Origin of the sequence: Ewingella allii (assembly GCF_044430645.1) — a bacterium.
Taxonomy (GTDB): domain Bacteria; phylum Pseudomonadota; class Gammaproteobacteria; order Enterobacterales; family Enterobacteriaceae; genus Ewingella; species Ewingella allii.
In genome coordinates this window covers 41,335-65,161 of record NZ_JAWUDN010000008.1, presented here as the reverse complement: position 1 = coordinate 65,161, position 23,827 = coordinate 41,335, and the positions used below count along the sequence as shown (strand labels likewise).

General features: G+C 50.4%; 23 protein-coding genes and 1 pseudogene. 11 read left to right on the top strand and 13 right to left on the bottom strand.

Annotation, left to right across the window (positions count from 1 at the left end; translation table 11 throughout):
* Window positions 1-67 precede the first annotated feature (67 nt).
* The 4 genes and pseudogenes from glmM to rlmE all read right to left on the bottom strand — a co-directional run bounded on the left by glmM (window position 68) and on the right by rlmE (window position 4,999).
* Window positions 68-1,408 carry a phosphoglucosamine mutase gene (gene glmM / locus SBO83_RS16675; RefSeq protein WP_353500680.1) on the bottom strand — a complete coding sequence of 447 codons (1,341 nt, stop codon included), beginning with the start codon at window positions 1,406-1,408 and terminating at the stop codon, window positions 68-70.
* Window positions 1,395-2,250: pseudogene (folP, locus tag SBO83_RS16670) on the bottom strand (dihydropteroate synthase). The gene glmM and the pseudogene folP overlap by 14 nt, the downstream one beginning before the upstream one ends.
* Window positions 2,251-2,369: 119 nt before the next feature.
* Window positions 2,370-4,313 (bottom strand): ATP-dependent zinc metalloprotease FtsH, encoded by a 1,944-nt coding sequence (gene ftsH, locus SBO83_RS16665; protein ID WP_396132295.1) that lies wholly within the window; start codon window positions 4,311-4,313, stop codon window positions 2,370-2,372.
* Window positions 4,314-4,369: 56 nt separating this feature from the next.
* The gene (gene rlmE / locus SBO83_RS16660; RefSeq protein WP_034795258.1) at window positions 4,370-4,999 is read right to left on the bottom strand and encodes a 23S rRNA (uridine(2552)-2'-O)-methyltransferase RlmE; all 630 of its coding nucleotides are present in this window, start codon (window positions 4,997-4,999) and stop codon (window positions 4,370-4,372) included.
* 183 nt (window positions 5,000-5,182) lie between these two features.
* Between rlmE and yhbY the strand changes: the two genes are divergently transcribed.
* Window positions 5,183-5,479, top strand: a complete 297-nt coding sequence (gene yhbY / locus SBO83_RS16655; protein ID WP_034795256.1) for a ribosome assembly RNA-binding protein YhbY — start codon at window positions 5,183-5,185, stop codon at window positions 5,477-5,479.
* Between the two features lie 194 nt (window positions 5,480-5,673).
* Here yhbY and greA read toward each other — a convergent pair whose 3' ends face one another.
* Window positions 5,674-6,150 carry a transcription elongation factor GreA gene (greA, locus tag SBO83_RS16650; RefSeq protein ID WP_353500677.1) on the bottom strand — a complete coding sequence of 159 codons (477 nt, stop codon included), beginning with the start codon at window positions 6,148-6,150 and terminating at the stop codon, window positions 5,674-5,676.
* A gap of 282 nt (window positions 6,151-6,432) precedes the next feature.
* Here greA and dacB point away from each other — a divergent pair, with 282 nt between their 5' ends.
* From dacB to pmrB, 3 genes are read left to right on the top strand one after another with little or no spacing between them, the layout of a single operon-like run.
* A complete protein-coding gene (gene dacB / locus SBO83_RS16645; RefSeq protein WP_396132294.1) occupies window positions 6,433-7,866 on the top strand; it encodes a serine-type D-Ala-D-Ala carboxypeptidase in 1,434 nt (477 codons plus the stop codon).
* A gap of 10 nt (window positions 7,867-7,876) precedes the next feature.
* The gene (gene pmrA / locus SBO83_RS16640; protein WP_353500675.1) at window positions 7,877-8,539 is read left to right on the top strand and encodes a two-component system response regulator PmrA; all 663 of its coding nucleotides are present in this window, start codon (window positions 7,877-7,879) and stop codon (window positions 8,537-8,539) included.
* Window positions 8,536-9,603 carry a two-component system sensor histidine kinase PmrB gene (pmrB, locus tag SBO83_RS16635; protein WP_396132293.1) on the top strand — a complete coding sequence of 356 codons (1,068 nt, stop codon included), beginning with the start codon at window positions 8,536-8,538 and terminating at the stop codon, window positions 9,601-9,603. The genes pmrA and pmrB overlap by 4 nt, the downstream gene beginning before the upstream one ends.
* 88 nt (window positions 9,604-9,691) lie before the next feature.
* Here pmrB and cgtA read toward each other — a convergent pair whose 3' ends face one another.
* The 4 genes from cgtA to rplU form a co-directional block, all read right to left on the bottom strand.
* A complete protein-coding gene (cgtA, locus tag SBO83_RS16630; protein WP_353500673.1) occupies window positions 9,692-10,861 on the bottom strand; it encodes an Obg family GTPase CgtA in 1,170 nt (389 codons plus the stop codon).
* 18 nt (window positions 10,862-10,879) lie between these two features.
* The gene (locus SBO83_RS16625) at window positions 10,880-11,851 is read right to left on the bottom strand and encodes a DMT family transporter (RefSeq protein ID WP_353500672.1); all 972 of its coding nucleotides are present in this window, start codon (window positions 11,849-11,851) and stop codon (window positions 10,880-10,882) included.
* A gap of 88 nt (window positions 11,852-11,939) precedes the next feature.
* Window positions 11,940-12,197 (bottom strand): 50S ribosomal protein L27, encoded by a 258-nt coding sequence (rpmA, locus tag SBO83_RS16620; protein ID WP_034795241.1) that lies wholly within the window; start codon window positions 12,195-12,197, stop codon window positions 11,940-11,942.
* An 18-nt stretch (window positions 12,198-12,215) separates the two neighbouring features.
* Window positions 12,216-12,527, bottom strand: a complete 312-nt coding sequence (gene rplU, locus SBO83_RS16615; protein ID WP_034795239.1) for a 50S ribosomal protein L21 — start codon at window positions 12,525-12,527, stop codon at window positions 12,216-12,218.
* Window positions 12,528-12,786: 259 nt separating this feature from the next.
* Between rplU and ispB the strand changes: the two genes are divergently transcribed.
* A complete protein-coding gene (ispB, locus tag SBO83_RS16610) occupies window positions 12,787-13,758 on the top strand; it encodes an octaprenyl diphosphate synthase (RefSeq protein WP_396132292.1) in 972 nt (323 codons plus the stop codon).
* A 64-nt stretch (window positions 13,759-13,822) separates the two neighbouring features.
* On the opposite strand, the gene SBO83_RS16605 is transcribed toward ispB, so the two are convergent.
* The gene (locus tag SBO83_RS16605; protein ID WP_396132291.1) at window positions 13,823-14,191 is read right to left on the bottom strand and encodes a DNA-binding protein; all 369 of its coding nucleotides are present in this window, start codon (window positions 14,189-14,191) and stop codon (window positions 13,823-13,825) included.
* A 667-nt stretch (window positions 14,192-14,858) separates the two neighbouring features.
* Between SBO83_RS16605 and SBO83_RS16600 the strand changes: the two genes are divergently transcribed.
* The gene (locus SBO83_RS16600) at window positions 14,859-15,125 is read left to right on the top strand and encodes a helix-turn-helix domain-containing protein (RefSeq protein ID WP_353500669.1); all 267 of its coding nucleotides are present in this window, start codon (window positions 14,859-14,861) and stop codon (window positions 15,123-15,125) included.
* A gap of 72 nt (window positions 15,126-15,197) precedes the next feature.
* Here SBO83_RS16600 and mdh read toward each other — a convergent pair whose 3' ends face one another.
* Complete coding sequence (mdh, locus tag SBO83_RS16595; protein WP_034795231.1) at window positions 15,198-16,136, bottom strand: malate dehydrogenase; 939 nt, start codon at window positions 16,134-16,136, stop codon at window positions 15,198-15,200.
* 463 nt (window positions 16,137-16,599) lie between these two features.
* On the opposite strand from mdh, the gene argR reads away from it, so the two are divergent.
* The 3 genes from argR (at window position 16,600) to yhcN (SBO83_RS16580) (ending at window position 18,312) form a co-directional block, all read left to right on the top strand.
* Entirely contained in the window at window positions 16,600-17,070 is a 471-nt protein-coding gene (gene argR, locus SBO83_RS16590) for a transcriptional regulator ArgR (RefSeq protein ID WP_353500668.1), read from the top strand.
* Window positions 17,071-17,552: 482 nt separating this feature from the next.
* On the top strand, window positions 17,553-17,816 hold the full coding sequence (gene yhcN / locus SBO83_RS16585; RefSeq protein ID WP_100938234.1) for a peroxide/acid stress response protein YhcN: 264 nt from the start codon (window positions 17,553-17,555) through the stop codon (window positions 17,814-17,816).
* A gap of 232 nt (window positions 17,817-18,048) precedes the next feature.
* On the top strand, window positions 18,049-18,312 hold the full coding sequence (gene yhcN / locus SBO83_RS16580; RefSeq protein WP_353500667.1) for a peroxide/acid stress response protein YhcN: 264 nt from the start codon (window positions 18,049-18,051) through the stop codon (window positions 18,310-18,312).
* 296 nt (window positions 18,313-18,608) lie between these two features.
* Here the strand turns inward: yhcN (SBO83_RS16580) and mpl are convergent, their stop codons facing one another.
* Window positions 18,609-19,994: a UDP-N-acetylmuramate:L-alanyl-gamma-D-glutamyl-meso-diaminopimelate ligase gene (mpl, locus tag SBO83_RS16575; RefSeq protein ID WP_396132290.1), complete on the bottom strand. Its 1,386-nt coding sequence runs from the start codon at window positions 19,992-19,994 to the stop codon at window positions 18,609-18,611.
* Between the two features lie 167 nt (window positions 19,995-20,161).
* On the opposite strand from mpl, the gene fbp reads away from it, so the two are divergent.
* Entirely contained in the window at window positions 20,162-21,178 is a 1,017-nt protein-coding gene (gene fbp, locus SBO83_RS16570) for a class 1 fructose-bisphosphatase (RefSeq protein ID WP_353500665.1), read from the top strand.
* Between the two features lie 91 nt (window positions 21,179-21,269).
* Here the strand turns inward: fbp and SBO83_RS16565 are convergent, their stop codons facing one another.
* On the bottom strand, window positions 21,270-22,841 hold the full coding sequence (locus tag SBO83_RS16565) for a methyl-accepting chemotaxis protein (RefSeq protein WP_396132289.1): 1,572 nt from the start codon (window positions 22,839-22,841) through the stop codon (window positions 21,270-21,272).
* A gap of 303 nt (window positions 22,842-23,144) precedes the next feature.
* On the opposite strand from SBO83_RS16565, the gene ppa reads away from it, so the two are divergent.
* Window positions 23,145-23,675, top strand: coding sequence for an inorganic diphosphatase (ppa, locus tag SBO83_RS16560; RefSeq protein WP_034795220.1), 531 nt, complete (start codon window positions 23,145-23,147; stop codon window positions 23,673-23,675).
* Window positions 23,676-23,827: the final 152 nt, after the last annotated feature.

The window sequence follows — 23,827 nt, the reverse complement described above, 5'->3', positions numbered from 1 at the left end:
AAATTTCGGGCCTTTTTCATGCTCAAAAAAGGCCCAAATTATTTTAAGAATCAGTGCTGTTACTCAATTATGGCTTTGACGCTTTTACGGCATCAGCAATGCGGTTAGCCAGCATTTCTACTAACGCGCCGTCTTCACCTTCCACCATAACGCGAATTAACGGCTCAGTACCTGATTTACGCAGTAATACTCGGCCCCGCCCTGCCAGCTGTTTTTCAACCTCAGCAGTAATGGTTTTCACTTCTTCAGTTTCCAGCGGGTCATGGGTTCCGGCGAAACGAACATTAACCAGCACTTGTGGCAGTAATTTCATGCCGCTGCACAGGTCATGCAGGCTCATGTGGTTACGCGCCATGGCGGTCAGCACTTGCAGGCCTGCCACAATGCCGTCACCGGTGGTGGTTTTGTCCAGCAGGATCACATGGCCTGAATTTTCGGCACCAATGCTCCAACCCTTCTCTTTCATCTTCTCAAGAACGTAGCGGTCGCCAACTTTGGCGCGAGTGAATGGAATACCTAGCTGTTTCAATGCCAGCTCAAGACCCATGTTACTCATCAAGGTGCCCACCACGCCGCCTTTCAGCTGGCCCTGGCGCAGACCTTCGCGCGCAATGATATACATGATCTGGTCGCCATCGACCTTATTTCCTTCATGGTCAACCATGATGATACGGTCGCCGTCGCCATCAAAGGCCAGACCGACATCGGCCTTCTCAGCCAGAACGCGCTCTTGCAGCAGACGAACATCCGTCGCGCCGCATTTTTCATTGATATTCATCCCATCGGGTTCGCAGCCGATAGCGATCACTTTCGCGCCTAACTCGCGCATCACGCTTGGCGCAATGTGGTAGGTCGCGCCATTTGCGCAGTCAACCACGATTTTCAGGCCATTTAGGCTTAGTTCGCTTGGGAATGTGCCTTTGCAGAATTCAATGTAGCGGCCAGCTGCATCCACAATGCGGCTGGCTTTACCCAGCTCTGCCGACTCAACGCAGGTCAGCGGCTTATCCATTTCAGCTTCAATGGCTTCTTCAACATCGTCAGGCAGCTTAGTACCGTCGATGGAGAAGAATTTGATGCCGTTGTCATAATAAGGGTTATGAGAGGCTGAAATGACGATACCTGCTTCCGCGCGGAAGGTGCGGGTCAGGTAAGCAACGGCCGGAGTTGGCATTGGGCCGGTGAAAGAGGCGGAAAGACCTGCGGCAGCAAGGCCGGCTTCGAGTGCTGATTCCAGCATATAGCCAGAAATGCGGGTATCTTTGCCAATAATGACTTTGCGCGAACCATGGCGGGCGAGGACTTTACCTGCGGCCCAGCCCAACTTTAATACGAAATCAGGCGTGATCGGGCTTTCGCCAACTTTGCCACGAATGCCATCTGTACCAAAGTATTTACGGTTGCTCATAATTTTTATTCTTCCCTTGCTGAAAGTGTTGCCTCAACGATACGCATCGCCTCGACGGTTTCTTTTACGTCATGCACTCTGATTATTTGCGCGCCTTGCATTGCAGCAATAACGGCGCAGGCAATACTTCCACTCACCCGATTTTCCGGGGACACATTGAGTAACTGCCCAATCATCGATTTTCTCGACATCCCAACCAGTAATGGCAACCCAAAATGGTGGAATTCAGCCAGCCTTGCGAGCAGCTGGTAGTTGTGGTTTAAATTCTTACCGAAACCGAAGCCTGGGTCGAGCAACAATTTATTTTTCGGAATACCCGCGCTCACACAACGCGCAATTTGTGCGGCGAAGTAGCTATCGATTTCACCAATCAGATCGTCATATTTCGGTGAATGTTGCATCGTTTTTGGCTGCCCCTGCATGTGCATCAGGCAGACAGGCAGGCCGGTCGCCGCAGCGGCTTCTAGGGCGCCAGGCTCTTGCAGAGAGCGAATATCATTGATGATGTGGGCGCCGGCGGCAGCTGATTCTCGGATAACCGCGGCTTTCGAGGTATCGACGGATATCCAAACTTCCATCCGGCGATAAATAGCTTCGACCACGGGGATGACGCGGGAAAGTTCTTCATCCTCGCTGACCTCTGCGGCGCCCGGACGAGTAGACTCGCCGCCGATATCGATTATCGTTGCGCCGGCATCAACCATGGCCTGAGCATGCTGCAGTGCCAAATCAATGCGGTTATGGCGGCCACCGTCAGAGAAAGAATCTGGCGTAACGTTAAGGATCCCCATGACCTGAGGAAATCTGAGGTCTAACGAAACCCCTTGGGCGTTTAGCAGCATGCTAGTGTCCTATCGCTTCTGATAAATATTCTGTGTCGTCCGTACATTATGCATAAAAAAACCCCGGGCAAGCCCGAGGTTTTTATTAACAACGTCAACAATGATGTCCAATTACCGGCTTATTTGCCGCTAAATTGTTCACACATCGTGTTGCCTGGATTCGGCGTACGCGGTTCGTCTACTGGCGTTGGTGCTTTAGGGGCGCCACCGTCATTGGAACTGTCGTTACCATTTTTCGCGCTAGACTCATCCCAGCCAGCTGGCGGGCGAACATCTTTGCGGTTCATCAGGTCATCAATCTGTGGCGCTTCAATGGTTTCATATTTCATCAATGCATCTTTCATTGAATGCAGGATGTCCATGTTTTCCATCAACAGCTTACGGGCACGTTGGTAGTTGTGCTCAACCAGAGATTTAACTTCCTGATCGATGATACGAGCAGTTTCGTCAGACATGTGTTTGGCTTTCGCGACTGAGCGACCCAAGAACACTTCGCCTTCTTCTTCAGCGTAGAGCAATGGACCCAATTTCTCAGAGAAGCCCCACTGGGTAACCATGTTACGCGCAATGGAAGTCGCCACTTTGATGTCGTTGGATGCACCGGTAGAGACTTTTTCTACACCGTAGATGATCTCTTCAGCAAGACGACCACCGTACAGGGTAGAGATCTGACTTTCGAGCTTCTGACGGCTGGCGCTAATCGCATCGCCTACTGGCAGGAAGAAGGTCACACCCAAAGCACGTCCACGAGGGATGATAGTGACTTTGTGTACTGGGTCATGCTCAGGAACCAGGCGACCAATGATGGCGTGGCCCGCTTCGTGATATGCCGTAGATTCTTTCTGCGCTTCGGTCATCACCATGGAGCGACGTTCCGCACCCATCATGATTTTGTCTTTGGCTTTCTCGAACTCAACCATCGAAACAACGCGTTTGTTGCCACGAGCAGAGAACAGAGCCGCTTCGTTAACCAAGTTAGCTAAGTCAGCACCAGAGAAGCCCGGCGTACCACGTGCAATCACAGATGCGTCAACATCTGGTGCCAGTGGCACACGACGCATGTGGACTTTCAGGATCTGCTCACGACCGCGAACATCTGGCAGGCCAACAACCACTTGACGGTCAAAACGACCTGGACGCAGCAACGCTGGGTCAAGTACGTCTGGACGGTTAGTTGCAGCAATAACGATAATGCCTTCGTTGCCTTCAAAGCCGTCCATTTCAACCAGCATCTGGTTCAGCGTTTGTTCACGTTCGTCGTGACCACCGCCCAAACCAGCACCACGTTGGCGACCTACGGCGTCAATCTCATCGATGAAGATGATGCATGGCGCTGCTTTTTTCGCTTGTTCGAACATGTCGCGCACACGAGATGCACCCACACCCACGAACATTTCAACGAAGTCGGAACCGGAAATCGTGAAGAAAGGTACTTTTGCTTCACCCGCGATAGCTTTCGCCAGCAAGGTTTTGCCGGTACCTGGAGGGCCTACCATCAACACGCCTTTTGGAATCTTACCGCCCAGTTTTTGGAAACGGCTTGGTTCGCGAAGGTAATCTACCAGTTCGCTAACCTCTTCCTTGGCTTCGTCACAACCAGCGACGTCAGCAAAAGTGGTTTTAATTTGGTCTTCCGTCAGCATGCGCGCCTTGCTCTTGCCAAAGGACATTGCCCCTTTGCCGCCGCCGCCCTGCATCTGCCGCATAAAGAATATCCAGACGCCAATCAACAACAGCATCGGGAACCATGAAATAAAAATAGAGGCCAGCAGGCTAGGTTGTTCTGGCGGTTCGCCAACAACTTTCACGTTTTTGCTCAGCAGCGTATCCAGCAATTTAGGGTCATCAACTGGGATGTAGGTCGTGTATTTGTTGCTATCTTTTTTAACAACGTCAATCTCACGTCCATTGATACGTGCTTCACGAATCTGGTCTTGGGTCAATTCGGACATGAAGGTAGAATAATCTACCCTACGGCCATTAGACTCGCTGGGCCCAAAGCTCTGAAATACAGACATCAATACAACCGCGATGACTAACCAGAGAATCAGGTTCTTCGCCATGTCACTCAAGGGATTAACCTCATATTACAACTGTGTTAACAAACAGCGTTAGGGTATTACAGTTTCCGCCCTGTCGCTACGATGTACACTTCACGCGAACGTGCACGAGAAGCGTCTGGCTTACGAATCTTCACCTTCGTAAAAAGGGAGCGAATTTCCCGTAGGTATTCATCAAAGCCATCTCCCTGGAACACCTTCACCAGGAAACCTCCACCTGGTGCCAATACATCACGACACATATCCAGCGCTAACTCAACCAGATACATCGATTTTGGAATATCGACTGCCGGAGTACCGCTCATATTCGGGGCCATATCGGACATGACCACCTGAACTTTGTTATCTCCCACTCTTTCCAACAGAGCTTTGAGAACTAATTCATCACGAAAGTCGCCCTGAAGAAAGTCGACTCCAACGATGGGATCCATAGGTAAAAGATCGCATGCGATAATGCGGCCTTTATGCCCGATTTGGGTGGCAGCAAATTGTGACCAACCACCCGGCGCAGCGCCCAAGTCAACCACGGTCATTCCTGGTTTGAACAGTTTGTCGCTTTGCTGTATCTCATCCAGTTTAAACCAGGCGCGGGAACGTAGGCCCTTTTTCTGTGCTTGTAACACATATTTATCGCTAAAGTGTTCCTGCAACCAGCGACTGGAACTTGCAGAACGCTTTTTATTAGACATTATTTATTAACCATTTAATTTTCCATTAACACTCATATAGAGCATTTGGAACAAGCTCTTAGCGTCATTACGTCGATAGCTAAAGCCACTCAAATCTTCGCGCCAAAGCAGTCCGATTTGGTGATAACCATGAGATGGCGGTAGAATGACCCGTTTTCAATCCCAACTTAAGCAAAAAAGACGATGAATCTTAACAATAAGCAAAAACAGTACCTGAAAGGTCTGGCACATCCACTCAAACCGGTTGTCATGCTAGGTAATAACGGCCTTACCGAAGGTGTGCTCGCAGAAATCGAACTGGCTCTGCAACACCACGAACTTATCAAAGTGAAAGTAGCCGCTGAAGAGCGTGAAACGAAGACCTTGATTGTTGACGCTATTGTGCGTGAAACCAAGGCGAGCAATGTGCAAGTCATCGGCAATATTCTGGTACTTTATCGCCCTTCGACTGAAGACCGCAAAATTATCTTACCGCGTTAATTGTTTAAGGTTTAACGAAAAACGCTGTAGATAAGTGGAACGGTGACACGTTATTACTTTCAATAAAAGGCCGCTCGCGGCCTTTTTACGTTAGTTTTCACTTCCCTGTGAGGTAATTCACGCGGGAAGTGAGAGTTTTGAATGGGGGCCGAGCTCGAAGAATGGCACCTTTTATTCAGGTTGGCTGAGGCGGATTAAAGATATTCGACCTTCAACACTTCATACTCAACATCGCCGCCTGGCGTGCGAATCACCACGACGTCATCTTGTTCTTTGCCAATTAAACCACGGGCAATAGGCGAGTTAACAGAAATCAGATTTTGCTTAAAATCTGCTTCATCATCACCCACGATGCGGTATTTTTGCTCTTCCTCAGTATCAAGGTTCATCACGGATACCGTGGCACCAAAAATCACGCGACCCGTTGCCGGCATTTTGGTTACGTCGATCACCTGAGCATTAGAAAGCTTGGCTTCGATCTCCTGAATACGTCCTTCACAGAAGCCCTGTTGTTCACGAGCGGCGTGATATTCAGCATTCTCTTTCAAGTCGCCATGTTCACGTGCAGTGGCGATATCTGCAATGATCTTCGGGCGACGAACGCTCTTAAGATGATCAAGTTCTTCACGTAATCTTTCTGCGCCACGTAATGTCATCGGAATCGGTTTCATATATTAACTACCTCTAACTTGTCCTTTCGGTAAACACCGTCCTGATCGAATCAGGTAGAAATAAGTCAGTGCTCTTGACCGACTCTCTCTGGCTAAAAACAAAAAAAACCTAACCCGGAGTCAAAGACCCAAGTCAGGATTGGTTTTGCATTTTGATACGTATTTTAACGTAGAGTTCCCTGAGGGTCATCGTTTACTTTCGCCCTCGTTGCACCCCACTTCGTAGCATCGTAGTATGGCGGCACGTCATTCCGCAGTTACCCAAGGCCCTTACTCAAAATAATGCGTTTTTTACAAATTGTCAGTGGATTAGCTTGCGCGTTTGTTTTGAACGCAAACGCAGCTCAGGTCGAAAATTACACCGAGTATCTGCCCGACGGTACAAACCTGGCGTTACTGGTACAGAAGATTGGAGCCACAACCCCTTCGATAGACTATCACGGGCAGCAGATGGCTTTGCCCGCCAGTACGATGAAAATTTTGACCGCGCTGGCAGCCTTGCTCCAGCTAGGCCCGGATTTCCGGTTTACGACCACATTCGAAACCAAAGGCACCGTCAGCGATGGTGTGCTGAAAGGCGATCTGGTCGCGCGTTTCGGTGGAGATCCCACCTTTAAGCGTCAGAATATTCGCAATATGGTGGCTGCATTACGCAAGCAGGGCATCAAACAAATTACTGGCGATGTGATCATCGACAGCTCGGTTTTCGCCAGCCATGACAAAGCGCCAGGCTGGCCGTGGAACGATATTACCCAGTGCTTCAGCGCACCGCCGGCGGCGGCAATTGTCGATCGAAACTGCTTCTCGGTTTCGCTCTACAGTGCGCCAAAACCTAATGATAACGCCTTCATTCGCGTCGCATCATACTATCCAGTCCACATGTTTAGCGAAGTGCGGACACTGGCGAAAGGCTCACCTGATGCGCAATATTGCGAGCTGGACGTGGTGCCTGGCGAACTCAACCGTTACACGCTGACGGGCTGCCTGACCCAGCGCAGCGAACCTCTGCCTTTGGCCTTCGCCATTCAAGACGGAGCGAGCTATGCCGGTGCCATCATTAAAGATGAGCTGCAACAGGCTGAGATTCAAATCGACGGCACGCTGAAGCGCCAGACACAGCCGACGCCAGTGGGTACGGTTCTGGCCCAAACGCAGTCCGCGCCGCTGCACGATTTGCTGCACATCATGTTGAAGAAGTCAGACAACATGATTGCTGATACCGTGTTCCGCACCATAGGACACCAGCGTTTTGGCGTGCCGGGCACGTGGCGTGCGGGCTCCGACGCCGTGCGTCAGATCCTTCGCCAGAAAGCCGGTATCGATTTAGGTAACTCTATTCAGGTAGATGGCTCTGGCCTGTCGCGCCACGACCTGTTGTCACCTGCGACCATGATGCAAGTGCTGCAATACATTGCTCAACACGATCAGGAGCTAAACTTCATATCAATGCTCCCTCTGGCGGGCCATGACGGTACATTGCAATATCGTGGTGGTTTGCACGAAGCGGGCGTGGATGGAAAAGTTTCTGCGAAGACCGGCTCACTGGCTGGCGTTTATAACCTCGCGGGCTTCATCACGACGGCCAGCGGCCAACGTATGGCCTTTGTGCAGTTCTTATCTGGCTATGCTGTTCCGCCGGAAGATCAGCGCACGCGTAGAGCACCGTTGGTTCGTTTTGAAAGCCGTCTCTATCGGGATGTATATCAAAATAACTGAGTTCTAAACGATGAAATTACTGATCGTTGAAGATGATGAACTCTTACGTCAGGGTCTGGCACTGGCCCTCAGCGGAGAGAATTACGCTTGTGATTGCGCATCGACAGCGGCAGAGGCCCATGGCCTAATTCTGGCAAGCCAGTACAGCTTGGTGGTGTTAGACCTGGGCCTACCCGATCGCGATGGCGCCTCTCTCCTGCGCCAGTGGCGCCGGGAGCATATCTCCATCCCCGTGCTGATCCTCACAGCGCGCGATGCCCTTGAGGATCGCGTAGACGGCCTTGATGCCGGTGCAGATGATTATCTGATTAAACCTTTCGCGCTGGTCGAGCTATTGGCGCGGGTCAGAGCCTTAATCCGCCGCTATCAGGGGCAGAGCGATAATCAGGTTATCGTCGGCTACCTCAAAATTAACCTCTCCACCCAGCAAGTTTATAAAGATGGCGCTCCCGTCGAAGTGACGCCGAAAGAGTTCGCTATCCTTTCCCGGCTGATGATGCGGGCAGGCCAAACCGTGAATCGCGAACTTCTACAGCAAGATCTCTACACCTGGAATGACGATCTCGGCTCAAACACGCTGGAAGTGCATATGCACAACCTGCGCCGCAAATTAGGCAAAGAGGTTATCCGCACCATTCGCGGTAACGGCTATCGTTTAGAGGTCTCTGAATGAACAGCATGCGGCGTCGGCTGCTCGTCATGCTGGCGCTGATCTTGTTCGTCACTCAGCTCACCAGCGTGTTTTGGCTTTGGCATGAGAGTCAGGAACAGATCAACCTGTTGGTCAACGACACGCTCTCAGCCAAGGTGCGCAATAGCCATGTTGAGAAAGAGATAGCCGAGGCGATTGCCTCGCTGATTGCCCCTTCCCTACTGATGATGGCCGTCACGCTGCTGCTCTCCTTCTGGGCTATCAGCTGGATCATTCGGCCACTTAACCAATTGCAGAATCGGCTGGAAACTCGCTCGGCGGACAACTTATCCCCCCTGCCGCTTAACAGCGAAATCAGCGAAATCGTCTCGGTCACTAAGGCGCTGAATCAGCTTTTCGCCCGGCTTTCCAACACCATTCAGCAAGAGCGGCTGTTTACCGCCGATGCCGCCCATGAGCTGCGCACGCCGCTGGCCGGAGTGCGTTTGCACCTCGAGCTGATGGAGCAGAAAGGTGTGGAAGGCAGCAAGACCTTGATTAGCCGCATCGATCAGCTGATGCTGACTATCGAGCAGCTACTGATGCTATCGCGTGCGGGGCAAAACTTCGCGAAGGGGCATTATGATCAGGTGGACTTGGTCGAGCACGTGGTGCTGCCTCTGCAGGAGGAGCTGGAGGAGATGCTTACCCTGCGCCAACAGTCTCTGCGCTACTCCCTGCCTGAGAAGCGGGTGATTCAGGGCGACGCCATCCTGCTACGCCTGATGGTGCGCAATCTGGTGGAAAATGCCTTTAGGTATGGCCCGGAGGGTGGTGAGATAACCTTGACCCTGCTAAGTGAGAATCAGGGCGCAGTGGTGAAAGTCGAGGATAACGGCCCGGGAATTGATGAACAGAAAGCCAGTGAGCTGACTCAGGCTTTCAAACGCGTTGACCAGCGATACGGTGGCAGCGGGCTGGGGCTGAATATCATTGTGCGCATTGCCACACTGCACGGCGGCAATCTGCAATTGAGCAATCGCAAAGATACCCAAGGCCTCTGCGCCCAGTGCTGGCTACCAGAAACCTTTATCGACAAATACTAAGCCCAGCCTGAACCTCCAATGTATGCATGAAAAAAGGCCGCTGTAGAGCGGCCTTTATCGACGTGTAAATAATCAATTAAACGCAGAATTAACGTTCGTAGATAATCTCTACGCCTTCGTCATCATCTTCGTCCCAGTCATCATCCCAGTCGTCATCTTCGGCTTCGACTTCAGCCAGTTGCTCACGGTGGTAATCATCCCACATGAATTCAACTTTCTCTGGCACGGCAGCTTCAACAGCCATGTGCTTAGGATTTTCATTGATGAACTTCATCACATCCCAGCACAGCGCGTTAACGCCTTCGCGATTGGCGGCAGAGATCAGATAGTAATCTCCTTCCCAACCCAAAGCATCGGCGATGGTTTTAGCACGAGCTTCAGCTTCTTCTTTCTCAATCAGATCAACTTTGTTGAACACCAACCAGCGCGGTTTTTCTGCCAATTTGGCATCATACTGCTGCAGTTCGTTGATGATAACTTTAGCGTTTTCAACCGGATCAGATTCATCGATTGGTGCGATATCAATAAGATGCAGCAGCACGCGGCAGCGCTCAAGGTGCTTCAGGAAGCGAATACCTAAACCTGCGCCTTCCGAAGCCCCTTCAATCAGGCCTGGGATATCGGCAATCACGAAGCTCTGCTCGTTATCCATACGCACAACGCCCAAGCTTGGCACCAGCGTAGTAAATGGATAATCGGCAACTTTTGGTTTAGCGGCTGAGACAGAGCGAATGAAGGTTGATTTACCGGCGTTCGGCAGACCTAGCATGCCCACGTCAGCCAACAACATCAGTTCCAGAGAGATGTCGCGCATCTCACCCTTGGTGCCCATCGTTTTTTGGCGAGGGGAACGGTTTACGGATGATTTGAAGCGGGTGTTACCTAGGCCGTGAAAACCGCCTTTGGCAACCATCTGCTGCTGGCCGTGGCGGGTCATGTCACCCAATACTTCGCCAGTGCCCTGATCCAGAATACGCGTACCGACCGGGACTTTGATGACGATGTCTTTGCCACGTTTACCCGTACAATCGCTGCTCTGGCCATTGGTGCCGCGCTCTGCACGATAAGATTTCACAAAACGGAAATCGATCAGCGTGTTGAGGTTTTCATCTGCCAGCACATAGACGTCGCCGCCGTCGCCGCCGTCGCCGCCATCAGGGCCGCCACGAGGGATATATTTTTCACGACGGAAGCTGACACAGCCGTTACCGCCATCACCTGCCACGACCAAAATTGTGGCTTCATCTACAAACTTCATGTGTACCGTCTCCGTAAATCATTCACCCGGCTGCTTAAGAGTCGCCACCAGGGTTTGTTCTGTCCGACCAGGCCACCAACGATGGCCAATTGCGGAAAACATCGCTCCCGCCACCACCACGAATGCTCCCAAATAACCAATTAGGTTAAGCACTGGTGCAGCAAACATATTAGGCCAGGCAAGTGCTAATAAATCTGAAAATAGCAGGGTAAACAATGGCGTCAGGGTAACAAATGCACTTACTTGTGCCGCCTGCCATCTCGCCATCGCTTCCGCTAATGCGCCATATCCTACTAACGTATTCGCGCCACAAAACAATAAACAGGCAAATTGCCAACTATTGAGCTGCGAGAGCATCGCCGGACTGGCCAGCGGGAGCAATGCGATAGAACATAAAGTGTACAGCAAAAACAAGATCTGAGGTGAGGCTAGCCGCCGCAATAAGACCTTCTGCGTAACGCCGTAAATAACCCAAACCGTTGCCGCACTTATCCCCAGCAATACACCCAGGGTGTAATCCGTGAGACGTGTGAAAATTTCAATCAGGCTGGTATTAAAGAACAGCACCAAGCCGAGTATCAGCATGCCCGCCCCAATCACTTGGGTTACGCGCATCTTCTCTTTCAAGATAATGACGCTGGCGAACATCATGCCGACGGGTGATAACTGCCCGATAACCTGCGACGCCGTAGGGCTGAGGTATTGCAGAGATGACCCAAACAAGACGAAATTGCCCAATAACCCACAGGTCGCGACTAACAGTAAAATCAACCAGCGAGGACTTTTGAACATTTGCATCGGCGGCAATCTATGCCGTGATGCCAAAATACATCCCAGCACCACTGCGGCCAGAGAGAACCTAAACCAGACGACAGTGAAAGGGTCCATGACGACTAACACTTGCTTCATCGCTATAGGCAGCGAACCCCAGCACATTGCCGTGATCACCGCTAACAGAATCCCTATAGGCGCCTGCGATTTCGTGTCCATGTCCCTGCCATACTTAGGCGAACCAGAATGTAAAAAGCCCCGCAACGAATTGCGGGGCTTACATCTATTTTCTTAAGACTCGAGAAATTTATTCAGCTTCGATGCTGATAAATTTACGATTTTTCGGGCCTTTAACTTCGAACTTGACTTTACCGTCAGCCAAAGCAAACAGAGTGTGGTCTTTACCGCAACCCACGTTGTTACCAGCGTGGAATTTGGTGCCGCGCTGACGAACGATGATGCTGCCTGCCAGTACTGCTTCGCCGCCAAAGCGTTTTACGCCAAGACGTTTAGCTTCTGAATCGCGACCGTTGCGTGTGGAGCCGCCAGCCTTTTTGTGTGCCATTGTTCCGCTCTCCTAAACTTAAGCGCTAATGCCGGTGATTTTAACATCAGTGAACCACTGACGGTGGCCCTGTTGCTTACGGTAATGCTTACGACGACGGAATTTAACGATCTTAATTTTGTCGCCACGACCGTGAGCAATAACTTCAGCCTTGATCAAACCGCCAGAAACTAATGGCAGACCGATATTGATTTCTTCACCGTTAGCAATCATCAAAACTTGGTCGAACTCAACTGTTTCACCAGTTGCGATGTCCAATTTCTCAAGGCGAATAGTCTGCCCTTCGCTAACACGGTGTTGTTTACCACCACTTTGGAAAACCGCGTACATATAAAACTCCGCTTTCCGCGCACTCAACTTTGTATAGTCCAGAGGGCGCTATAAATATTCACAATAGGGCGCGAATTCTACGCAAAAAATCAGCATATGACAAGAGCACTTTCACGACAAAAGAAGAAAAAAAGCGCAGTTCACTAGATGGCATTTATCTCCATTGTTTTTCAAGTACAATCCCCTTTACAGTTAGCGCCATGTGCCAATGTGAGCCAGATCTCATTGCGGTGAAGAGTAACGCAGCCGAAAAAACACAATGAACCTAGAACAGATTATCGATCTCACCGAGCAGGACATGGCTGCGGTCAACGCAACCATTCTGGAACAGCTGAATTCTGATGTATCACTGATCAATCAGTTGGGCTATTACATCATTAGTGGCGGTGGTAAACGCATTCGCCCAATGATCGCCGTACTCACCGCGCGCGCGTTGGGCTATGAAGGCGACAAGCATGTGACCATCGCCGCCCTTATCGAGTTTATCCATACCGCGACGTTGCTGCATGACGACGTGGTTGATGAATCTGATATGCGCCGTGGAAAAGCGACAGCCAATGCGGCCTTTGGCAATGCCGCCAGCGTGCTGGTTGGCGACTTTATCTATACCCGCGCTTTCCAGATGATGACGGATTTAGAGTCAATGCCGGTGCTGGCGCTGATGGCGAAAGCCGTCAACGTGATTGCCGAAGGTGAAGTTTTACAGCTGATGAACTGCAACGATCCGGACATTACGGAAGAGATCTATATGCAGGTTATCTACAGCAAAACGGCCCGCCTGTTCGAAGCGGCATCCCAGTCATCGGCCATGCTGGCCGGCGGCAACGACGAGCAAATTCAGGGTCTGCAAGACTATGGCCGCTATCTGGGCACGGCCTTCCAGTTGATCGACGACTTGCTGGATTATGATGCGAATGGCGAGACGCTGGGTAAAAACACCGGCGATGACCTGAACGAAGGCAAACCCACCCTGCCTCTGCTTCACGCCATGAAGCACGGCGATGCCGAGCAATCAGCCATGATCCGTGGTGCTATTGAGCAAGGAAATGGCCGCCATCTGCTGGAGCCGGTTCTGGCAGCGATGCACCAGTGGGGTTCTCTGGACTACACTCGCGCTCGCGCTGAAGAAGAAGCTGATAAGGCGATTCGCGCATTGCAGGTCTTGCCAGAATCGCCTTACCGTACGGCGCTGGAAGGCTTGGCGCATATTGCGGTAAGAAGAGATTTCTAATCCACGCCTCTTAAAACGGCTGTACCGCGATTCGGCTGCGGTACAGTTGTCATTTCACATGGCTTCAGACATCAGGCGTATAAGGCTTAGCGCTCAATCGATTTAACACCTCTGACATCCCTTCCCGCACGATGAATTTGATAATTAAATCCCGCTCATCTTCTTTTAACTGTTTGTAGCTCTCAATCCAAATCGCCAGAGGATCTTGATGGGCAGTGTAAACATATTCAGCGGACTGCTCTTTCATTTCCAGGCTATTCATCGCCTTAATCGGTAAAGTGCCAATGTGATATTCAACGGCGCGTCCCTGAACACCCCAACGACGGCGTTTTAACCATGCCTGACGCCGTGCCATACTGTGAATGCCCTGAGTTGAATTTGGCAGACCGTCGAAACCAATTAATTCCCTCGCTGAAAACCACTCTTTTTTCATAACGTTCCTTTTCATATTGTGCATTTGCACAAAAGAATGCTGTTATAACGCGCTGAGACCATGAAAATGTCCATAAATGGCCTGTTCTGCTTTCCGTTTAGCTTTAGATTTAATAAAAGCAGATAACTTATAGCACTACTTAATAGAAGTAATAAAGCTGATTAACTCACTTCAATAAGTAACAAAAGAAGCCCAGATATCGATTAATCTTTTTTATGAAAGTTAATAAATACACAATCAGTGTTTTTTGGAAAGTATTAAACAGTTAGTCAACAAACCAATCAAAATCATTAAACCAATATTTTTCAAAGAGATAAAACCAAAAGTGATGAGCGAAAATCTTTTACAACCCTCACTCACTTGCCACCAAGGACCTCACGGCTGTCGGTAATTAGTCAGACATCTTATTCATATATTTAAAGTAGCAAAAAAAGTCATTCATTTATCCTCCTAATAAATAGGCGGTTTTGATTAACTTGCGCCATTAATTTAGAACAATTTGTATTACTCATTTGCGTTAGCAAGAATAAAGAGATATTTTCCCAAAAATGAAAAGCTTTTCAGAAACCAAGAACATCCATTTTTAAAGCTCATATTCTGGATCTTGATACCAAAAATCATATCAATATTACGACGATCAACTTGCCGATAATAAAAGGGAATACGTATGAAAGGACATAAAGAAAATTGGCATCAGGCAGACATTATTGCTGCATTACGCAAGAAAGGCACCACCCTGGCGGCAGTATCACGAGAGGCCGGTTTGAGTTCATCAACCCTAGCAAATGCATTATCGCGGCCGTGGCCTAAAGGAGAGCGCATTATTGCTGATGCAATAGGTATCCACCCTTCCCTCATTTGGCCGAACAGATATTTTGATCCTACGACCTCTAAAAGAATTGAGCGAAAAATCCGTTCCCCAAATAAAGCCTGAGGTTCTTGCAAACAACGCATAAAAAAACCGCCGGGGAGACCGGCGGTTGATTTGGCACTGCCTAGGCAGATATCACTTGTTGATGAACTGCTCACCTAACTCGATATCTTTACGCAGTACGTCGAGCATTGAATCCAGAGATTGCTGCTCGAATGCGCTCAGAGTACCCACGCTTTTCAGCTCGGCTACGCCGTTTTTACCCAACAGAATTGGCTGTGCGAAGAAGCGGGCGTGTTCGCCTTTACCTTCAACATAAGCACATTCAACAATGTTGCTTTCGCCTTGCAGAGCACGAACCAGAGACAGACCGAAACGTGCCGCAGCCTGACCCATAGACAGGGTTGCAGATCCGCCACCGGCTTTCGCTTCAACCACTTCCGTACCCGCGTTCTGGATACGTTTAGTCAGATCAGCGACTTCACTTTCAGTGAAAGAGACGCCAGGGATCTGAGAAAGCAGTGGCAGGATAGTCACGCCTGAGTGGCCGCCGATCACAGGTACTTCGATGTCCTGAGGCTGTTTGCCTTTCAGTTCAGCCACGAATGTGTTTGAACGGATAGCATCCAGAGTCGTCACGCCGAACAGTTTGTTTTTGTCGTAAACACCGGCTTTTTTCAGCACTTCTGCTGCGATGGCAACGGTGGTGTTCACTGGGTTGGTGATAATACCAATCAGTGCTTTCGGGCAGGTTTTAGCCACTTGCTCAATCAGGTTACGGACGATGCCCGCGTTCACGTTGAACAGGTCGGAACGGTCCATGCCCGGTTTACGAGCTACGCCAGCAGAGATCAGCACCACGTCAGCACCAACCAGTGCAGGCGTTGCATCTTCACCGCTGAAACCTTTGATTTTTACTGCTGTAGGGATGTGGCTGAGGTCAACTGCTACGCCCGGGGTAACGGGGGCAATGTCATACAGAGAGAGTTCTGAACCTGAAGGCAGTTGGGTCTTGAGTAGAAGGGCGAGGGCCTGGCCGATACCGCCAGCTGCACCGAGAACTGCAACTTTCATCCTATACTCCTTTATTATCATAAACTTAAAAAGCGCCGTGAATTCATCTAGGTAGTGACCATCATCCACTGCACTACTGCAACAATCTCTATACCTGAGATTGAGAAGCTACGCGGTAATTTTGGCTGTATGTCGGCTTTATTTAAGATTATTTGCTTATGCATCAATGGCATAAATCAATGACATCATAAAAATAGCGTCACGAAACACGACAGGTTAACCGGCGGTTACATTACACCCGTTGATGGCATCAGGACAATATCAATTCCATAACAATTTAATAACTATGTCTTATGTCAACAATGCACAATTCCAGCATATTCATTACTAAATTCATCGCTGGATAAATGGGTATAACCAGACATTGCGCACAACTCAGGGTAATGCGTGATTATCTTTATTGCATAAAAATTCATATATATGCATAATCACCCGCACTATCGTTATGACCTTAGGGTGCAAAATGCGTAATCCTGCCAAACAGGAAGATCTAATTAAAGCCTTCAAAGCCTTATTGAAGGAAGAGAAGTTCAGTTCTCAAGGCGAAATCGTCCTTGCTTTGCAAGAGGACGGATTTGAGAACATCAACCAATCTAAAGTTTCTCGCATGCTGACCAAATTCGGTGCCGTACGCACCCGCAATGCGAAAATGGAGATGGTGTATTGCCTGCCGGCCGAGATTGGTGTCCCGACCACCACCAGCCCGTTGAAAAACCTGGTTCTGGATATCGACTATAACGATGCCGTTGTGGTGATCCGCACCAGCCCGGGCGCAGCGCAACTTATTGCCCGCCTGCTGGACTCATTAGGCAAATCGGAAGGCATTCTTGGCACCATCGCCGGGGATGACACCATTTTCACCACGCCAGCCCGCGGGTTTAGCGTGAAACAGCTGTACGAAGCCATTCTCAGTCTGTTCGAACAAGAGCTTTAATCGCGCTCTTCCTCAGCGTAAAGCCACTCCATTATATGCGCAGGTGACCCGTGAAGTACTCAACGGTATCCTGCGAGCACCCTTTTCTACCTTCTTTACTGGTTATTTATAAATTATTAACCCTAAAACCCACCTATCAGGTTGTTTTCCAAACGACCTGTCAAGATGTCATCCTGTTAAATACGACCCTACCAGTCACACCATCTTCACATGCTGGTTTCAATAGTGTGAATCTCTGCAATATTCAGCACAAATAGCTCAAATGACATAACCCATTAATTTATCTAGACAATACCCTCAAAAGGTCAATTTTAAGCCGTTTTTTATTCTTTTCTGTTATTAAAAACACTACTAGCCCCCTTATAACCACACCAAAAACTATTAGCAAACTATTAATATTTCGGGTTACTAGATGTATACTCATTTCCGTGATGTGAATCACTGTTTGTTCGGACTACATAATAAAAGAGACGAGGTCAATCATGAAAGTAACAACTACTATCGCTGCATTCAGCATTCTCTCTGCACTGTCATTTGGCGCATTTGCAGCACAACCTGTCACACAAGATCAGGCTAAAAATCTGCAGTCCGTCGGTATGGTTAGCGTCAGCGGCGTGGCCGGTGCTCCTACGGATATTCGTCAGGCACTATCTGATAAAGCGGATGAGCAAGGTGCAAAAGCCTTCCGCGTGATTGAAGTTCGCCAAGAAGGCAACTACCACGCAACGGCAGAGATTTACCAATAAGACGTTGAAGTCACAGACGTTTTAGTAAGAGAAGTTTGAGTAAGACAAATTATCTGGCCTAAGAAATAGAGGCCGAAGCATTAAAAAACGGATTTATCGCTGCAACGCACCAAGTTTCCAGAGCGCAAAAACGCCCTTCAATCTTGATAATACAGACCTGATGAATCCAAAACATGAATCGACGTTGCTATCAAATAACCTGCATCAACGTCATAAATATCAGGAAATTGTCATGAAAATCACTACTACTATCGCTGCACTTAGCCTGTTCTCTGCCATCTCATTTGGCGCTTCAGCTGCCAACTTGGTCACCAACGATCAGGCACAGAATTTACAACCTATGGGTACCATTAGCGTCAGCGGCGTTAACGGCGTACCTATGGATATCCGCCAGCAACTGTCTGACAAAGCCGACAGCAAAGGCGCGACCTCTTACCGTGTGATTGAGGCTTATAACGAAGGCGCATATCACGCGACGGCTGAGCTCTATAAATAAGCTTTATTGAGCGAAGCGAGTCACCCTCATAAGTAGAAAAATTGTTGTATTGAAGTCCCGGTTTCAATAGCCACCCAGCGATAAGAATAAGCGCTGTTGAGGCTGGAAAGAGAGCTGACACTGCCACTGCCGTGCTCTTAACTTCCCGAGACCCTCGTCGTCCTGTCCGACGACACCCTTTGGCTCCCGTGTATTGCGGGAGCTTTTTTTTATCCTTTTTTCCGCGCCCTGCTGCCTTTCAGCCATAAAAAAACACAGCCGGAGCTGTGTTTAAGAAGGTTCCAACAGGCTGAAGCTTATTCCTGCTCGACCGCCACAGATTTCGCCGCCAGAGCATCCAGCAGTTTGGTGTGAATGCCGCCGAAGCCGCCGTTACTCATCACCAAAATATGGTCGCCCGGCTGCGCGGCTTTCACCACTAAATCGGCCAGCGAGTCGACATCCGCGCTCCAGTGAGCCGGCTGCACACAGTGCTCAGCAACTTCTGCTACTTGCCAAGGAATGTGCTGAGGCTGTAACAGGAAGACTTCATCGGCACGGCCCAGCGCTGGCGCCAGCTCATTCTTGCTCATGCCCATTTTCATGGTGTTAGAACGCGGTTCGAGCACGGCCAAAATGCGCGCGGTACCGCCGACTTTACTGCGCAAGGCAGCAAGGGTGGCCAGAATCGCCGTCGGATGGTGAGCAAAATCGTCATACACGCTCACGCCATAGGCTTCGCCGCGCAGTTCGAGACGGCGACGGGCATTGATGAAATCGCCCAAGGCTTTGCAGGCATCTTCAGGCTTAACGCCGACGTGACGCGCCGCGGCGATCGCCATCAGGCCATTGTGCATGTTGTGTTCGCCAACCAGCGACCAGTGCACTTCGCCGACGCTCTCACCGCGCAGGTAGACGGTGAACGAGCTGGCGTCCGGGGTCAGCTTCTTGGCATCCCAGGCGCAGGTTTCGGCTTCACCAACAAACTCCTGCTCACTCCAGCAGCCCATCGCCATCACTTGTTTCAGCGGCGTGTCATTGTCGGGCAGAATGATTTTCCCCTGACCCGGCACCAGACGAACCAAATGGTGGAACTGTTTCTGGATAGCTTTTAAGTCGTCGAAGATGTCAGCGTGGTCGAACTCAAGGTTGTTCAGCACCAGCGTGCGCGGGCTGTAGTGAACAAACTTGGAACGTTTGTCGAAGAACGCGCTGTCGTATTCGTCGGCTTCAATCACCATAAACGGACTGTTACCCAGACGTGCAGAGACGTCGAAGTTGCCCGGCACGCCGCCGATGACATAGCCCGGCTCGTAGCCGCAGGCTTCTAGGATCCACGCGACCATGCCAGCCGTGGTGGTTTTACCATGGGTGCCCGCAACGGCAATCACCCAGCGGCCCGGCAGCACGTGGTCGTGTAACCACTGTGGTCCAGAAACGTAAGGAATGCCCTGCTCCAGCACAGCTTCCACGCACGGGTTTCCACGCGTCATGGCGTTGCCGATGATCACCAGATCAGGACGAGGCTCGAGCTGCGCGGGGTCGTAACCCTGGATCAGTTCAATACCCTGATTCTCCAGCAGCGTACTCATTGGTGGATAAACGTTGTTATCTGAACCGGTAACCTGATGCCCTTGTGCGCGTGCCAGCATTGCCAGCCCGCCCATAAAGGTGCCGCAAATCCCAAGAATATGAATGCGCATATGTTTTCCATTAATGCCTTTAAGTCAGCCGCTATTCTACCGCTCAGAATCCTCCAGAAGAAATGGATTTGCCTAGGATTCATCCATATATTTGGGCTAAACTGCTCGTGCTCATGTTAAGGTTTCATTAATAAACCGTTATCCATCCTAGATTTAGGGAATGCGTCATGAAAACGTTAGGCGAATTTATTGTTGAAAAGCAGCAGGATTTTCCCCATGCGACGGGCGAGCTGACCGCTCTCCTTTCAGCAATAAAACTCGGCGCAAAAATCATTCATAGGGACATCAACAAAGCCGGGCTGGTCGATATTCTCGGTACAAGTGGTGTAGAAAACGTGCAGGGCGAAGTTCAGATGAAACTCGACCTTTACGCCAATGAAAAGTTAAAAGCGGCGATGTTAGCGCGCGGCGAAATTGCCGGTATCGCGTCGGAAGAAGAAGATGAGATTGTCGTCTTTGAAGGGGAACGTGCTGAAAATGCAAAATACGTGATCCTGATGGACCCCCTTGATGGCTCCTCCAACATTGATGTCAACGTCTCTGTCGGCACCATCTTCTCTATTTACCGTCGTACCACTCCACTGGGCCAACCGGTCACCGAAGCTGACTTCCTGCAACCGGGCAACCGTCAGGTCGCGGCAGGTTATGTGGTTTACGGCTCCTCCACCATGCTGGTTTACACCACGGGCGCGGGCGTTCATGCCTTCACCTATGACCCTTCACTCGGCGTCTTCTGCTTGTCTCATGAAAAAGTCCGTTTCCCTGCGAAGGGCAACATGTACTCCATTAACGAAGGCAACTACATCAGATTCCCGCTCGGCGTTAAGAAGTACATTAAGTACTGTCAGGAGCAGGACGAAGCCACAAATCGCCCTTACACCTCGCGCTATATCGGCTCTCTGGTAGCGGATTTCCACCGTAACCTGCTTAAAGGCGGCATTTATATCTATCCAAGCACCGCAAGTCACCCTACCGGTAAACTGCGCCTGCTGTATGAGTGCAACCCGATGGCGTTCCTTGCCGAGCAAGCCGGTGGTAAAGCCAGCGACGGTAAAAACCGTATTCTGGACATCATTCCGCAAAAGCTGCACGAGCGCGCACCTTTCTTCGTCGGCAACCGTTCTATGGTTGAAGATGCAGAACGCTTCATCGCTGAGTTCCCAGACGACGCTTACCCACAATAAGAACGCGTTATCTCTGTACATCACTTACATAAAAAAGGTTCGGCATTTGCCGAACCTTTTTATTTGCCCAAGCCATTAGTTTGGATTCGATTTACACCAAATCTTGCTGGCTGAGCTTAAACACCGACACGCTTTGCGCCAGTAACTGCGCTTGCTCTTCCAGCGAGCGCGTTGCCGCCGTCGCCTCTTCCACCAGCGCGGCGTTTTGCTGCGCCACCTGATCCATTTGGGTAATGGCGATATTCACCTGCTCGATACCGTGCGTCTGCTCGGTGGTGGCGATAGAAATCTCACGCATTAAGCTGGTAACGCGGCGCACTTCGTTGGCAATCTCCGTCATGGTGCCGGCCGCCGATTTGACCATGGTTTCCCCTTCCGAGATGCGGCTTTCAGAGTCCACAATCAGCTCTTTGATCTCTTTTGCCGACTGCGCGCTGCGCTGCGCGAGACTACGAACTTCGCCCGCCACCACGGCAAAACCGCGCCCCTGCTCACCGGCGCGAGCAGCTTCAACGGCGGCGTTCAGTGCCAGAATATTGGTCTGGAAGGCAATACCGTCAATCACCGTGATGATGTCGGTAATGCGTTTCGAGCTGTCAGTGATGGCCCGCATTTTATCCATCACGTGATTCACCACCTGACTGCCTTTATCGGCAATGCTCGAGACACTCTGCGCCAGCTGATTCGCCTGCTCGGAGTTGGTGGCGTTCATACGCACCGTAGAGGTCAACTGCTCCATGCTAGCCGCCGTCTCTTCCAGCGAAGCCGCCGACTCTTCGGTGCGCTGCGCCAAATTCACGTTTCCGGCAGCCAGTTCGCGGGTGCCGACGTCAATCTGATTGCCCGCATCGCGCACTCGGCCAACGGAGGCCGCCAGCGAGTCTTGCATCTTCTTCATGGCGCGCAGCAGACGGCCCATTTCGTTGCTACGCGAATCATCGATGTCATGGGTCAAATCGCCCGCCGCGATGAACTCCAGTTGGGCAATCGAGGTGCTCAGCGGATGCATGATGATTTTCTGCAACGCGAACCACGACAGCAGTGCGATAGAGATCGCAGCGATGCAGGCAACAATAATAATGGTCAGCTGGATGCGCGACTGGGCGCGAGCATGCTCAATGCGCTGCTGGGTGCTCTCCTGAGCGTAAATGCGGAAATCGCTCAGTGCCTTATCGTAGGCGTTGCTGTACGGCGTCATTTTGTTTTCTAACACGTCGTAATAGGCGTCGCTGCTTTGTGACTGAATCGCCGCTAGCGCGGGGAGCAAACCGTTGGCTTTATAAGCATCATAGGCGTCTTTCAAGGCCTTGGTCAGCGCACGCCCCTGCTCGTTGCCATCATCAATCCCCACAAACAGAGCCACTTTCTCATCGGCTTGTTTCAAATAGCCTGCCACTCGCCCCGCCGTGGCCTTCGAGTCATCCACCATGCCAATTTCCAACTGACGCACGGCCACGCTGCTTGCCACGCGAGCGCGCAGCGAGAAGCTGTAACTCTCCGCCAGCGAACCCAACTCTTCACCCTGCAACTGGTTAATTTGCTGCAACGAGGAGGCGCTCTGGCGAATGGCGTTGGCTCCTAAGACGCTGACCAACAATAAAATCAGGGTCATTACCCCTAACAAGGCGATCAACCCTGCCTTTACGCTCAACTTATTCAACATGCTGTGTTATCCGGTGGTTTAGGAAATGGAGGAAAATGAAGAGAGGTAATCTGTCAATGCCGCAGACTTTTTTATGTCATTTGTTATCGACTATTTTGTGAAAATCTTGAGAAGAAACCGTAAAACAGGCAGTTAGGCGGTAAAGCGAGGACTCAGAAAACTTTCATGCCAAACAATAGGGATTAACAGCAGGGAAAAAGAGAGAAACACCAGAAATCCCCACCACGAAAAGGACAGGAAATCGTGACGGACTTGGCTATAATGTCCGCCACTCCAATTCCTGGTTCAATGAAGGAAACCAAAATGAGCTTAATCAATGTGCCGGCAGGCAAAGACTTGCCAGAAGATATCTACGTAGTTATCGAAATCCCAGCTAATGCTGATCCCATCAAATACGAAGTAGATAAAGATACCGGTGCACTGTTCGTGGATCGCTTCATGTCGACTGCGATGTTCTACCCATGCAACTACGGTTACATCAACCACACCCTGTCCCTTGATGGTGACCCGGTAGACGTGTTGGTCCCAACGCCGTACCCACTGCAACCAGGCTCAGTCATTCGCTGCCGTCCAGTTGGCGTGCTGAAAATGACCGACGAATCTGGCGAAGATGCCAAAGTTGTTGCAGTACCACACACCAAACTGAGCAAAGAGTACGATCACATTAAAGATGTGAACGACCTGCCAGAACTGCTGCGCGGCCAGATCACCCACTTCTTCGAGCAGTACAAAGCGCTGGAAAAAGGCAAATGGGTTAAAGTTGACGGCTGGGCTGACGCTGCTGCCGCGAAGGAAGAGATCGTGACCTCTTTCGAACGCGCTAAAAACAAGTAATTGTTTGAGCTACGCGGCCGCTGACTGGTGGCCGTACAAGCCGTATAAAAAGAAAAACACCGCCCATTGGACGGTGTTTTTTTATGTTCGTAAAATCGCAACCATCTGATATCAAAACAATATCCTTTAAAGTCTTTTTCTCAAGACCCTCT